The 12,636-nt window shown below is 70.3% G+C and carries 15 protein-coding genes; 8 read left to right on the top strand and 7 right to left on the bottom strand.

Annotation, left to right across the window (positions count from 1 at the left end; genetic code table 11):
* Positions 1-79: 79 nt before the first annotated feature.
* Positions 80-502: a hypothetical protein gene (locus tag AB0H78_RS11910; RefSeq protein WP_363234200.1), complete on the top strand. Its 423-nt coding sequence runs from the start codon at positions 80-82 to the stop codon at positions 500-502.
* Here the strand turns inward: AB0H78_RS11910 and AB0H78_RS11905 are convergent.
* Positions 481-1,242, bottom strand: a complete 762-nt coding sequence (locus tag AB0H78_RS11905) for a helix-turn-helix transcriptional regulator (RefSeq protein ID WP_363234199.1) — start codon at positions 1,240-1,242, stop codon at positions 481-483. The genes AB0H78_RS11910 and AB0H78_RS11905 overlap by 22 nt on opposite strands.
* 86 nt (positions 1,243-1,328) lie before the next feature.
* On the opposite strand from AB0H78_RS11905, the gene AB0H78_RS11900 reads away from it, so the two are divergent.
* Positions 1,329-2,429 carry an LLM class flavin-dependent oxidoreductase gene (locus AB0H78_RS11900; RefSeq protein ID WP_363234198.1) on the top strand — a complete coding sequence of 367 codons (1,101 nt, stop codon included), beginning with the start codon at positions 1,329-1,331 and terminating at the stop codon, positions 2,427-2,429.
* On the top strand, positions 2,317-2,772 hold the full coding sequence (locus AB0H78_RS11895; protein ID WP_363234659.1) for an NUDIX domain-containing protein: 456 nt from the start codon (positions 2,317-2,319) through the stop codon (positions 2,770-2,772). Before AB0H78_RS11900 ends, AB0H78_RS11895 begins: the two co-directional genes overlap by 113 nt.
* Before the next feature lie 8 nt (positions 2,773-2,780).
* Here the strand turns inward: AB0H78_RS11895 and AB0H78_RS11890 are convergent, their stop codons facing one another.
* From AB0H78_RS11890 to AB0H78_RS11875, 4 genes are all read right to left on the bottom strand, one after another.
* Positions 2,781-3,224, bottom strand: coding sequence for a nuclear transport factor 2 family protein (locus AB0H78_RS11890; protein WP_363234197.1), 444 nt, complete (start codon positions 3,222-3,224; stop codon positions 2,781-2,783).
* A 22-nt stretch (positions 3,225-3,246) separates the two neighbouring features.
* Positions 3,247-3,717, bottom strand: coding sequence for a carboxymuconolactone decarboxylase family protein (locus AB0H78_RS11885; RefSeq protein WP_363234196.1), 471 nt, complete (start codon positions 3,715-3,717; stop codon positions 3,247-3,249).
* Between the two features lie 92 nt (positions 3,718-3,809).
* Positions 3,810-5,261 (bottom strand): MFS transporter, encoded by a 1,452-nt coding sequence (locus AB0H78_RS11880; RefSeq protein ID WP_363234195.1) that lies wholly within the window; start codon positions 5,259-5,261, stop codon positions 3,810-3,812.
* A 122-nt stretch (positions 5,262-5,383) separates the two neighbouring features.
* Positions 5,384-5,734 (bottom strand): helix-turn-helix domain-containing protein, encoded by a 351-nt coding sequence (locus AB0H78_RS11875; protein ID WP_363234194.1) that lies wholly within the window; start codon positions 5,732-5,734, stop codon positions 5,384-5,386.
* A 46-nt stretch (positions 5,735-5,780) separates the two neighbouring features.
* Here AB0H78_RS11875 and AB0H78_RS11870 point away from each other — a divergent pair, with 46 nt between their 5' ends.
* On the top strand, positions 5,781-6,674 hold the full coding sequence (locus AB0H78_RS11870) for an NAD(P)-binding domain-containing protein (protein ID WP_363234193.1): 894 nt from the start codon (positions 5,781-5,783) through the stop codon (positions 6,672-6,674).
* 10 nt (positions 6,675-6,684) lie between these two features.
* Here the strand turns inward: AB0H78_RS11870 and AB0H78_RS11865 are convergent, their stop codons facing one another.
* Positions 6,685-7,590 (bottom strand): sigma-70 family RNA polymerase sigma factor, encoded by a 906-nt coding sequence (locus AB0H78_RS11865; RefSeq protein ID WP_363234192.1) that lies wholly within the window; start codon positions 7,588-7,590, stop codon positions 6,685-6,687.
* Positions 7,591-7,665: 75 nt separating this feature from the next.
* Between AB0H78_RS11865 and AB0H78_RS11860 the strand changes: the two genes are divergently transcribed.
* Positions 7,666-8,418 (top strand): NAD(P)H-binding protein, encoded by a 753-nt coding sequence (locus tag AB0H78_RS11860; RefSeq protein WP_363234191.1) that lies wholly within the window; start codon positions 7,666-7,668, stop codon positions 8,416-8,418.
* Here AB0H78_RS11860 and AB0H78_RS11855 read toward each other — a convergent pair.
* On the bottom strand, positions 8,415-9,545 hold the full coding sequence (locus tag AB0H78_RS11855) for an alkene reductase (RefSeq protein WP_363234190.1): 1,131 nt from the start codon (positions 9,543-9,545) through the stop codon (positions 8,415-8,417). The genes AB0H78_RS11860 and AB0H78_RS11855 overlap by 4 nt on opposite strands.
* Before the next feature lie 523 nt (positions 9,546-10,068).
* On the opposite strand from AB0H78_RS11855, the gene AB0H78_RS11850 reads away from it, so the two are divergent.
* The 3 genes from AB0H78_RS11850 to AB0H78_RS11840 all read left to right on the top strand — a co-directional run bounded on the left by AB0H78_RS11850 (position 10,069) and on the right by AB0H78_RS11840 (position 12,635).
* On the top strand, positions 10,069-10,554 hold the full coding sequence (locus tag AB0H78_RS11850; protein ID WP_363234658.1) for a MarR family winged helix-turn-helix transcriptional regulator: 486 nt from the start codon (positions 10,069-10,071) through the stop codon (positions 10,552-10,554).
* 102 nt (positions 10,555-10,656) lie between these two features.
* Entirely contained in the window at positions 10,657-12,117 is a 1,461-nt protein-coding gene (locus AB0H78_RS11845) for an MFS transporter (RefSeq protein ID WP_363234189.1), read from the top strand.
* 41 nt (positions 12,118-12,158) lie between these two features.
* Positions 12,159-12,635 (top strand): TIGR03618 family F420-dependent PPOX class oxidoreductase, encoded by a 477-nt coding sequence (locus AB0H78_RS11840; RefSeq protein WP_363234188.1) that lies wholly within the window; start codon positions 12,159-12,161, stop codon positions 12,633-12,635.
* The last annotated feature ends 1 nt before the right edge of the window (position 12,636 follow it).

Below are 12,636 nucleotides of genomic sequence, written 5' to 3'. Positions count from 1 at the left end.
CCCCGCAGGGAATTGTCCGCCTGTCCCGTGGGCCGCAGGATCCTGTCCGAAGCGACCCACCGGGCAAGGAGATCCCCGCATGATCACGATCGACGCTCAAGATCTGGCCGACCGCTACGTCGCCCAGTGGATGGCCTCGGATGCCACCGAACGCCGCGCCGCCATCGAACATCTCTGGGCCGAGGACGGCACTCACTTCGTTGAGCCGCCCGTGGAGATCCGCGAGGCCGCCTCGGGAATCGGCTTCGACCACACCACCCTGGAAGCCAAGGGGTACGACGCCATCGAGACCCGGGTGACCCGCAGTTACGAGCAGTTCGTCGCGAAGGAGGAGTTCACCTTCCGGCCGCGCGCCGATGCCGTACGCCTCCATGACGTGGTCAAGTTCCACTGGGAGACGGTGTCCGTCGAAACCGGCGAAGTGGTCGGCGGGGGCCTGGAGATCCTGGTGCTCGACGACCTCGGCCGGATCAGGGCCGACTACATGTTCCCGGGAGGCTGAGCGGCGGCGGCGGCCGCCGCAAGCGCCGCAGTCGTCGCCGGGTCGGCCGGCAGGAACGCCTCCAGTTTCAGCTCCGCGAGCGTCACGTCGACGGCGGTGGCGAAGGTCGTCACCGTCGTCATCAGGTGCAGCTCACCGTGGGACGACCGCAGGCGGAGCGGTACCGCGAAGCCCAGCTGCCCGGCCGACGGTTCCAACTCAGGGATGTACTCCGTGAGTTCATCCCGTAGCTCCGGGAGGTGACCAAGACGAGCAAGGATGTGCCGCGCCCATTCCGCGAGGTTGTGGATGCGCGGAGCCACGCCGTCGGGGTGCAGCGCGAGGCGGTAGACGTTCTTGCCGGGGCCGACCAGTTCGGGGGCCGCGCCCTCGGTGATCAGCCCGAAGGCGTCGTTCGCGGCGATCAGGTCACCGCCCCGGTCGACGACCACTGCGGGGTACGGCAGGTGCCCGCGCAGGATGTGGTCGATCGCTGCGCGCACCGGCGCCAGTTCGGGTCCGTCGAGCGAAGTCTCGGGATAGGCGGGTGCGTAACCCGCCGACAGCAACAGCTCGTTGCGCTCCCGCAGCGGCAGCTCCAGCGACTCGGCCAGGCGTACGACCATGTGCCGGCCGGGAGCCGACCTGCCGGATTCGATGAAGCTGAGGTGGCGTTGCGTCGTGCCCGCCCTCAGCGCCAGGTCGAGCTGGCTGAGATGGCTGCGGGTACGGCGGTCGCGCAGGGCACGGGGGAAGTCCACGGGACAGTTGTAACGGCGGAGGAGGCCTCCCGGCCATTCCCTCCAGGGAATTGTTCCTACGGCCACGGATCGCCAGCATCGTCGGCATGGATATCGGCGTACTCCTCCCGACCGCAACCGCCCAATGGCGCTCCGACGCACGCGAGTTGGTCGCGTTCGGCCGACATGCCGAAAGCTCGGGCTTCTCCTCGCTCTTCGTCAACGACTCCCTGCTCAGCCCGCGCATCGAGCCCCTGACCATGCTGGCCGCGCTCGCCCCGGCGACCGAGACCGTGACGCTGGGAACGGGAGCGCTCATGCCCTTCCTGCGCACGCCGATCCAGGCCGCACAGTCCCTGGCCTCGATCGACCTGCTGTCGGGCGGCCGACTCGCCGTGACCGTCGGCGCAGGCTTCCCCGGGCGCTTCGGCCGCCCCCTGTACGCGCTGTCCGACGTCCCCTGGGAACGCCGCTTCGCCCGCCTGGACGAGACGGTCGCGCTGTGGCGGGCCCTGTGGGCCGGCGCGGACTCGTACCACGGCGAGATCCTCACGTACGACGCCATCCCACCGGCGACGATGCCGCACCGCCCCGGCGGCCCGCCCATCTGGCTCGCCGGGGCAACTCCCGCAGCGCTGAAGCGCACCGGCCGCCTGTACGACGGCTGGCTGCCCTATCCGCCCGCCCCCGCCGACTACGAGTCCGGCCTCCACGAAGTCCACAGGGCGGCAGCCGACGCGGGCCGTGCGCCCGAGGGCATCACCCCCGCACTGTTCATCTCGGTGCGGATAGACGACGACGCCCAAAGCGGCCGCCGAGCTCTCGGCGACTACGCGCAAGCCATGTACGGCGTGCCCCTGGAGGACCTGGAGAAGATCCAGGCGGTCGTCACCGGCTCGGGCAGCGAGGTCCTGGAGCACCTGTCCCGGTACGTCACCGCAGGCGCACGGCACCTCGTCATCCGCCTGGGCGCCCTGGACCTGAGGGACCAGCGCGACCAGCTCGAAAAGGTGGCCGCCCTGATCCCCGGCATCCGCGTGGCCTACGCTCGCGGCATGGGCACCGGCGACGCCCTGTCGCACCAGGAGGGGCATGATGAAGCGGTTGATCGCGAAGGTGTGGCGCGGTCTGCGCGGTTCCTGGCAGTGGCGGGTGATGTGGCTCGCGCACGCGAAGTTCATGATCGGCGTGACGGGCATCGTCCGTGACGACCAGGGGCGTTACCTGCTCCTCAAGAACCGGATGTGGCCGGAGAACCGCGACTGGGGACTCCCGACCGGATATGCGGTCAAGGGCGAGACGTGGGAGCAGACCGTCGTACGCGAAGTCCGCGAGGAGACCGGACTCGACGTGGAGCCCGGCCGACTCGTCCACCTGAAGACCGGCTACAAGCTGCGTGCCGAAGTGGCGTACGAGGCACGGCTCGTCGGCGGCCGGATGAAGCTCGACCCGTTCGAAATCCTCGAAGCACGCTGGTGCACACCGGAGGACCTCCCCGAAGGCCTCCAGCCCGCGCACCGGGCACTCGTCCTCGGGATGATCCCGGACTGACCTCGACTTCAGGGTTCGAGGTCGGCCACGCCCATGCCGGTGCGTACGTCGAACGGCACCGAGACCTGGTCGTGGGCGACCAGCCAGTCGCCGTCGTCGGACTTGCGGAAGCAGAACGTGGCCCGGACCCACATGCCGGCCGTCGTGAGGCCGCCCCCCAGCGTGCCGCTGAGCCGGCCGAAGCAGTGGGCGAAGGCCACGTCGTCGCCTGCGGTGATCGTCAACTCCCGTGTCTCGTACGACACTTCCTCGAAGAAGGCGAAAGCCTCCGCCCAGTTCTTCAGCTTCGCCTCCACCCCGACGTGTTGCAGTGGCGGCTGAACGTCGAAGGACACGACGTCCGTTGCGTAGACCTGCTCCAGGGCCTTCAAATCCTTGGCATGGATCCCTTCGACGATCCTGTCGATCTGCCGCCGGATCGCGGCTTCGTCCGTTTCACGTTGCGTAGGCATCGTCGTCGTCCGTCCTCTCTCGTCAGCCGAACATGCCGGGCCGGTAGTCGCCCGCGGGCTGCTGGATGATCACGTTCATGCGGTTGTAGGCGTTGATGACGGCGATCAGCGCGACCAGAGCGGCCAGTTGGTCCTCGTCGTGGTACTTGGCCGCGTTCGCCCACACCTCGTCGGATACGCCGCCCGCGTCCGCGATGCGGGTGCCCTGCTCCGTCAGCTCCAGGGCGGCGCGTTCGGCGTCCGTGAAGACCTTCGCCTCGCGCCAGGCCGCGATCAGGTTGAGGCGCGTGGAGTTCTCCCCCGCGTGTGCCGCGTCTTTGGTGTGCATGTCGAGGCAGAATCCGCAGCCGTTGATCTGGCTGGCGCGGATCTTCACCAGCTCCTCCGTCGCCGCCGGCAGCGTCGAGTCGGAGACGACCTTCCCTGCCGAGTTGATGTACCTCAGGAACTTCGACGCGACCGGGTTGGCAAAGGCGTTCAGGCGGGCTTCCATGGCGGGCTCCTCTGTTGTCTGTCGTTCCGCTTGGCTACACAGCACTGACGGATCGCAGCAGGGAGATGTGACGCGGATGGAAGTGCCCTGCGTCACACGCCGGGCGGCCGGGTCTCTTCCGTACGCGTACGAACCGCCAGCAGCGCCGCCAGGAAGACCGGAACCAGCAGCAGGCCCAACGCCGCGCCGTAGCCCGCCTCTTCGCCCGAGCCCAGCGCCAGACCCGCGTTGAACACCGCCGAGGCCAGGCCCAGTACCGCTATCTGGCCCAGGTTCTGGCTGGTCTGCATCGCGCCGCTCGCATAGCCCTGGCGGTCCGCCGCGCTGTGGGCCAGGGAGAGCAGCGTGAGCGACGGGGAGAGCAGGCCCATGCCCACCGCCGCCACGACCATCGACGACGCGACGACCGGCGACGGCACCGAGGGGGTCGTGCCGACCACTGCCAGCGCCACCGCGAGTGCCATGACCAGCGCGCCGGCCGCCACCAGCCGGTCGCGTGGCTGGTCCGCCAGCCAGTGGCCCTGCACCCAGGACGAGGCGGCCCAGGCCACGGCCGCGCCCGTGAAGACGAGGCCGGTCATGGCGGGGGCCACGTGCCGTTCGGTGACCAGGAGGAGGGGGACGAAGGCCTCCACTGTGAAGAACGTGCCCGAACTCAGGCCTCGGAGCAGCACCGTTGCAGGCAGGCCTCGTACGGCACTCCACGTCCCCGTCGGCACCAGCTTCGGCGCGAACACCGCCAGTGCCGCCAACGCCCCTGCCGCGCACAGGAGATGGGTCAGGTCCCAGCCCGACACGGCGTACTGCCCGAGCGCCGCCGCCACGCTCACCGCCCCGGCGACAAGGAGGGGAGGCCGGGGTGCCCGCTCCCCCGTCGACCCCGTCGCCCCCGTCGCCCCCGTCGCCTCGGGCGCCGCCCCGCCCGTACGGTCGCGCAGCAGTGCCACCACGACCAGCGACGGGATCAGGGTCAGCGCGGCCAGACCGTAGAACACCACGCGCCAGGACCACCAGTCGGCCACCAGGCCCGCGAGTGGCGGGCCCGCCAGCGACGGGATCACCCAGCAGGTGCTCATCAGCGACAGTGCGCGCGGCTGGAGGCGGCGGGGGTAGGCCTGGCCGATGGCGGTGTTGACGGACACCGCGACCATGCCGGCGGATATCCCGTCGAGGAAGCGGCCGGCGGCCAGTTGCCAGACCGTCGTACTGGAGGCCGAGACCAGCAGGGTGAGCACCGCCAGCACCATGCCCGCCGCCAGCGGGCGGCGCGCACCCGCCCGGTCCGCCCAGTCCCCGCCGATGACCGCACCCAGCAGGCTCGCGGCCACGAAACAGCCTGCCACCAGCGGGAAGAGCGGGACCGCGTGCAGGTCCTTGGCCGCCATCGGCAGCATGGGGATCACAGCGAGCGCGGCGAATCCGGTCAGGAACTCCACGGCGGCGAAGCTGATCGTGGTGGCCAGATAGGTCCGGGACCAGAGCCCCTCTCCGGTGGCTGCGGGCCGTGTCGGAGCGTGCTCGGTCGTCTTCGGATCATCAGTCACGAGCGCGCAGGCTATGCGGCCTGCCGACGTGCGTGCCACTGGTTTTCGATCCGCCGCCGGACCCCGACACCCACTTATTTGTGGGTACTTGTGGGCGTGCGGCGCTGCGGCGAATCTTGATCTCAGGAGGCCAGCCGGTCCTTGGGGAGCCGCTCCAGGCGGCGGTGGCCCCAGTCCGAGAGAGGAGCAAGCGCAACCGAGAGCTCGCGGCCGAAGGGGGTGAGTGAGTACACCGTCTTCAGCGGCAGTTCGTCGTGCACCTCGCGGTGCACCAGACCGTCGGCCTCCATCTCACGGAGCGCCTGGGTCAGCACTTTCTCGCTGAGCCCCTCCAGCTTGCGGCGCAGTTCACCGGGGCGGTGTTCGCCGTCCTCGAGCAGCCAGAGCAGGGCAGTCTTCCACTTGCCGTCGATCACGGCGATCGCGGCGGTCACTCCACAGACGTTCGGGTCCTGTGCACGGCTGCGCGTCATCGTCGTCGTCCCCCTCATTCTCACCAGTACCTACGGGAGTTGAACCATGTCCGCTCACACCCCATTCCAGTCCGCCTCCGTCACCGTCCTCGGTCTCGGTCCGATGGGCCGCGCCCTGGCCGGCGCGTTCCTCGACGCGGGCCTGCGCACCACGGTCTGGAACCGTACGCCGGGCCGCGAGAAGGACCTCGTCGCCCGTGGCGCCATCGCCGCCCCGACCGCCGAAGAGGCCATCGCGGCCAGCGAGTTGATCATCATCTGCGTCGTGAACTACGACGCATCGGACGCAATCCTGCGCCGCGACGAAGTCACCGCCGCGCTCAAGGGCCGCACGCTGGTCAATCTGAGCGCCGACGTCCCCGGCCGTTCCCGCGACACCGGCGCGTGGGCGGCCGCACACGGCATCCGCTATCTCGACGGCGCGATCATGACGCCGACCCCCACCATCGGCACCCCGGCAGGCGTCTTCCTCTACAGCGGTCCTGCCGCTCTCCACCAGGAGCACCGCCCGGTCCTGGACGCGCTGAACGGCACGCACACCCACCTCGGCGAGGAGATCGGCCGGGCGGCCGCGTACGACATCGCCCTCCTCGATCTCTTCTGGACCTCGATGGCGGGCTTCACCCACGCCCTGGCCCTGGCAGCGGCGGAAGGCGTGTCGGCGCGCGAACTCGCCCCGTACGCCCAGGGGATCGGGACGATCCTGCCGCCGCTCTTCGCGCAGTCCGCGCAGGAGGTGGAGGACGGTACGTACTCCGGCGAGGGCAATCCGCTGACCTCGGCGGTGTCGACCATGGCCCATGTGGTCCACGCCTCCGAGTCCCACGGCATCGACGCGAGCCTGATGCGCGCCGCCGAGGGCATGGCCCGCCGCGCCATCGGCCTGGGCCATGGCGACGACGGGCTGACCAGGATGGCCGAGGTGCTCGGCCGCCGCTGAGCGGGCCCGATCAGGCGGCGGGCACGCCCAGTTCGAGTCGGGCGAGGCGCTCCGGGTCCGCGATGACGTCGATCTCGGTGATCGCGCCGTCGACGAGCGTGAAGGCGAGGACGACCCGGAGGCGTCCCTGCGGAGCCATCGCCAGACCGACCGCGCCGTCGACGAGCACCGCTCCGGTGAACTGCGCACGGCCCGTGGCGGCCATCGCGCCCCGCGCCACGTCCTGCGCGCCGCTGACCAGGACGGGTTCGGGCGTCGGGATGACCGAGCGGTCGGCCCGCAGCACGACGTCCGAGTGGAGCAGGGCGACCAGCGCGTCGAAGTCCCCGCCCCGGGTGGCGGCCAGGAAGGCGTCGACGACCTGGCGCTGGAGGGCCAGATCGGGGGCGGGCACCGGGCTGCCGCCCTTGACCCGGCGACGGGCGCGGCTCGCCAACTGCCGTGTCGTGGCAGGTGACTTCTCGATCAGGAGGGCGATCTCCTCGAAGGGCACGGCGAACATGTCGTGGAGTACGAAGGCGAGCCGCTCGGGCGGGGTGAGCGTGTCGAGGACCACCAGGAGCGCGAGCCCGACGGAGTCGGCGAGCAGCGCCTCCTCCTCCGGGTCGGTGACGTGGTCTCCCCTGGCCGCCGTCCCCGAGTCGTAGGACTCGATCGGCTCCTCGCGCCGCGTGTCGCGCGAGCGCAGCATGTTCAGACAGACCCGCCCCGCCACCGTGGTCAGCCAGGCGCCGAGGTTCTCGACGGCGGCGGTGTCGGTGCGGTCGAAACGCAGCCAGGTCTCCTGGACTGCGTCGTCGGCGTCGCTGAGCGAGCCGAGAATGCGGTACGCGACCGCCCGCAGCCGGGGGCGGTGCTCCTCGAAGCCGTCGTCACCGGCGTCCGGACCGTCGGCCGGAAAAGAAATCTCCTGCACCTGTCACATTCCTTCCTCGCGGCGGGTCGAAGCAGTGAAGGCACACACGATCGACACTCGTCGAAGGAGATCATCATGACGGACGCACCCATCCTGGTCACCGGCGGTACGGGCACACTCGGCCGTCTCGTCGTCCCGCTCCTGCGCGAGGCCGGGCACACCGTGCGCGTCCTCAGCCGCAAGGGCTCGGGTCCCGACCACGTCGCCTGCGACCTGCTGACGGGCGAGGGAATCGAGGCCGCGCTGGCCGGAGTCGAGACCGTACTGCACCTGGCGGGCGGCCCGAAGGGCGACGACGAGGCGACGCGGAACCTGGTGGCGGCCGCGCAGCGGACCGGCGTACGGCACCTCGTCTACATCTCGGTCATCGGGGCGGACAAGCTCCCCGTGGCCTGGCTGAAGACGAAGCTGGACGCCGAGAAGGCGATCGCAGGCTCGGGCATCCCGTGGACGACGCTGCGGGCCGCGCAGTTCAACGACCTGGTGCTGGACGTCATGGCGAAGATGGCGAAGCTTCCCGTGATCCCGGTCCCCGGCGGCATGCGCTTCGAGCCGGTCGACGCGCGTGAAGTGGCAGCCAGACTGGTCGAGTTGGTGCTCGGCGAACCTGCCGGCCTGGTGCCGGACCTGGCCGGCCCGAAGGTGTACGGCATGGCCGAGCTGAGCCGCGGCTACCTCAAGGCGCGCGGCAAGCGCCGCCCGATGCTGCCGGTCCGTATGCCCGGAAAGGCGGGGCGCGCGTACCGCGCGGGCGACAACCTGGCGCCCGCGGGCGCCGTCACGGGGCGGCGCACCTGGGAGGACTTCCTGGCCGAGCGGGTGGGCTAGTGCGTGGAGTCGAGCGTCGGATAGTCCGTGTATCCGTCCTCGCCGCCCGCGTACATCAGACCTTCCTCCCGTACGGGATTGATCGGCGCCCCCGTCCGCAGCCGCTCCACGAGGTCGGGATTGGCCAGGAACGGGCGGCCCAACGAGATCAAGTCGGCGCCTGCGATGAGGAGTTGTTCCGCCTTCGCCCTGCCGCCGTCGGCGGGCAGCGGGCCTCCCCAGCCGAGGACCGGATTGGCGATCAGCGTGCCGGGCCAGTTCTTGCGGATCTTCTGGAAGAGCGGCTGGTCGGGGTCGGCGAAGACGACGTGGAGATACGCGAGCCCGTCGTCGGCCAGGGCGTCGACCAGCGCAGGGTAGATGTCCTCGGTGTCGTCCTCTTCGATGCCGTTGACGGCGACGCCGGGTGCGATGCGCACCCCTACGCGCTCGGGGCCGATCTCGGCGGCGACGGCGCGGACCACTTCCAGGGTGAAGCGGATGCGGGCGGCGACCGGGCCGCCGTACGCGTCGGTGCGGTGGTTGGTGTTCCGCGACAGGAACTGGTGGAGGAGGTAGCCGTTGGCGCTGTGCACCTCGACCCCGGCGAAGCCCGCGTCGAGCGCCCGGCGGGCGGCCGCGGCGAAGTCGGCGACCGTGGAGCGGATCTCGTCGACCGTCATCTCCCTCGGGACGACGGCGGGTTGAGCTCCGCTAGGGGTGTGGATCGTGTCGGGCAGCGGCACCGGCGAAGGGGCGACGGGCGTGAGCCCGCTGTTGTCGGGGTGCCCGACCCGGCCGCCGTGCTGCAACTGCAGGAACATCCGCCCGCCCCCGGCGGCCACCGCGTCGGTGACCCGCCGCCATCCGGCCACGTGGGCGTCGGTGTGGATCGCGGTGATGTTGGCGTACGTCTGGCCCACGGCATTCGGGGTCGCGGCTTCCGCGACGATCAGACCGGCGGACGCGCGCTGGGCGTAGTACGTAGCCATGATCGGCAGCGGGGTGCCGTCGGCGGCGGCCCGGTTGCGGGTCATGGGGGCCATGACCAGCCGGTTGGGGAGGTCGAGGGCGCCGAGCCGGGCGGGCTCGAAGAGGCGGGAGGGCGAGGAGGCTGCGAATGCGAGGGGGACCGCGTCGTTGTTCATGACCCCGACTCTGCTCCCGGGCGCTTCGGACCCGCTGACGGTCCGCTGACGGTCTCCGCCGGTGAACCCGGTGGCTCTCCCACCTCCACACCCGACGAGCACACAGGCATCGTCGCAGGTCACAGCCCTGCACTCCAAGGACAGGATGGTTGAAGACTCAAGTGGGTCACCTAAGGGGCACTCCCACCGCTTCCGCCCACCCCAAACAGCGACCAGCGGGGCATGAACACCCGCCTCACGACGGCCCCTTGACGCCGAACCGAGGCCCGCAGCCCCATGCAAAGGGTGCGACCTCCACCCCCGGCGCGGGGAGCGGAGCTCCACCTTGGATGCTGTGACGCCAACCGCCCCGCCGAAGTGCCCCGCAGACAAGCCGACCAGTCCCACCGGTCCGCACGAGCAGCGCGGTGTACGCGAAGCATCAGCCCCATCGCGGCAGCAGCCAGCCGGACGAGCCCCCAATCCGTACCTTTGCGGATCATCTTTTACGGACCGAATTGCTACCCTGGACCCCATGACCTCCATGGCAGCCGCACAGAGCGCACAGACCACCCCCGACCTCTCCTACCTCCTGGACCACACCAGCCACGTGCTGCGCACCCGGATGTCGGCAGCGCTCGCCGAGATCGGGCTGACCGCGCGTATGCACTGCGTCCTGGTCCACGCCATCGAGGAGGAGCGCACCCAGGCCCAGCTCGCCGAGATCGGCGACATGGACAAGACCACCATGGTGGTGACCGTGGACGCCCTGGAGAAGGCGGGCCTCGCCGAGCGCAGGCCCTCGTCCCAGGACCGGCGGGCCCGGATCATCGCGGTCACCGAGGAGGGCGCGAAGGTCGCCGTGCAGAGCCAGAAGATCGTCGACGGGGTGCACCACGACGCCGTCGCCTCCCTCCCGAAGGCCGACCAGAAGGCCCTGCTGCACGCCTTGAACCTCCTGGCCACCGGCCACTTGGCGACCCCCGCCGAGAGCCCCCGGCCGGCCCGCCGGGCACGCCAGGGCAAGTAGACCCAAGAAGAAGGACAAGAAGAAGAAAGACCGAAAGAAATAGTCTGCAACAAAACCATCTGTTAGTGTCTCTCTTGTCACCACGACGACAGGAGAGATCGCATGTCTGCCACAACTGCCCCTCCCGCCCCCGGACTTCTCCGCTCCCGCTGGCTCGCCCTCGGCGTCGTCGCCACCGGGCTGCTGATGGTCGTGCTCGACGGCTCGATCGTGACCGTGGCGATGCCCGCCATCCAGAGCGACCTCGGCTTCACCCCCGCCGCCCTGAGCTGGGTCGTCAACGCGTATCTGATCGCCTTCGGGAGCCTGCTCCTCCTCGCCGGGCGGCTCGGCGACCTCATCGGCCGCAAGCGGATGTTCCTCGCCGGCACCGCGGTGTTCACCGCCGCCTCGCTCCTCGCGGCCGCCGCCACCTCCCCCGCGATCCTCATCGCCGCCCGCTTCCTCCAGGGCATCGGATCCGCGATGGCATCCGCCGTGAGCCTCGGCATCATCGTCACGCTCTTCACCGAACCCAAGGACCGGGCCAAGGCCTTCGCCGTCTTCAGCTTCACCGGGGCGGCCGGGGCTTCGATAGGGCAGGTGCTCGGCGGCGTACTCACCGATGCGCTCAGCTGGCACTGGATCTTCTTCATCAACCTCCCGATCGGCCTCGCCGCCCTCGCCCTCGCCGTCCCCGTCCTGCCCGCCGACCGCGGCCTCGGCCTCAGGGCCGGCGCCGACATCATCGGTGCGCTGCTGGTCACCGCAGGACTGATGCTGGGGATCTACACCTTCGTCAAGGTCGCCGACTACGGCTGGACTTCGGCCCACACCCTGGGCCTGGGCGCACTCGCCCTGGCGCTGATCGCAGGCTTTCTCGTACGGCAGGCCACCGCGAAGACCCCGCTCATGCAGCTCAGGATCTTCCGTTCCCGCTCCGTCACCGGCGCCAACCTCGTCCAGATGCTGATGGTCGCCGCCCTCTTCTCCTTCCAGATCCTCCTTGCCCTCTACCTCCAGAACGTCCGCGGCTACAGCGCCTCCCAGACCGGCATCGCCATGCTCCCGGCCGCCGTCGTCATCGGTGCGGTCTCCCTCGGCGCCGCCACCCCGCTCATCGCCCGCTTCGGCGAGCGCAAGGTGCTGCTGGCCGGGATCCTGCTCCTGATCGGCCTCCTCGGGATGCTCACCCGCCTTCCCACGCAGTCGAGTTACGTGGTCGACGTGCTGCCCGCGATGCTGCTCGCCGCCGGATTCGGACTCGCACTGCCCGCACTGACCACGCTCGGCATGTCCGGAGCGCGGGAGGACGACGCGGGTCTCGCGTCCGGGCTCTTCAACACCACCCAGCAGATCGGCATGGCGCTGGGCGTCGCGGTCCTCACCACCCTCGCGGCCTCCCGTACCGACCGGCTGCTCGGCGAGGGCCACAGCCGCACCGAGGCACTGACCGGCGGCTACCACCTGGCCTTCGGTATCGGGGCCGGACTGCTGGTGATCGCGCTGGTGGTGGCTGCCACCGTGCTGCGTACGCCGAAGCCCGCAGCCCGTACGACCACCGAGCACGCGATCGCCGCCTGATCCGCTCCATCCCAACCCACCTCCCCGCAAAGGCTGTTGTCATGTCGAAGAAGCCCGGCTCCGGTCCCGCCCCCCGCACCCTCACCGACGACGAGCTCTCCGCGCTCCTCCAGGCCCAGCAGTTCGGGACGCTCGCCTCCGTACGCAAGACCGGCCATCCCCACCTCTCCACCGTCCTCTACAGCTGGAGCCCCGAGGAGCGCATCGTGCGGGTCTCCACCACGGCCGACCGCCTCAAGGTCCGCCAGCTGCGCAACGACCCGCACGCCTCCCTGCACGTCCAGGGCCCCAACGTCTGGTCCTTCGCCGTCGCCGAGGGCGAGGCGGAGGTCTCCGAGGAGACCACCGTGCCCGGGGACGCCGTGGGGCGCGAACTCCTCGCCCTGACACCGGGGTTCGACGACCCGGAGGAAGAGGCGGGCTTTCTGGAGCAGCTGGTGGACGACCGGCGGGTGGTCGTACGCCTCAGGGTCTCGCGGCTGTACGGAACCGCCCTCGACATCCCGGGCTTGGACTGAC

Source organism: Streptomyces sp. NPDC050738 (assembly GCF_040654175.1).
Classification (GTDB): Bacteria; Actinomycetota; Actinomycetes; order Streptomycetales; family Streptomycetaceae; genus Streptomyces.
Note: the sequence above shows the minus strand (reverse complement) of the source record. Positions and strands in the feature narration are given on the sequence as shown.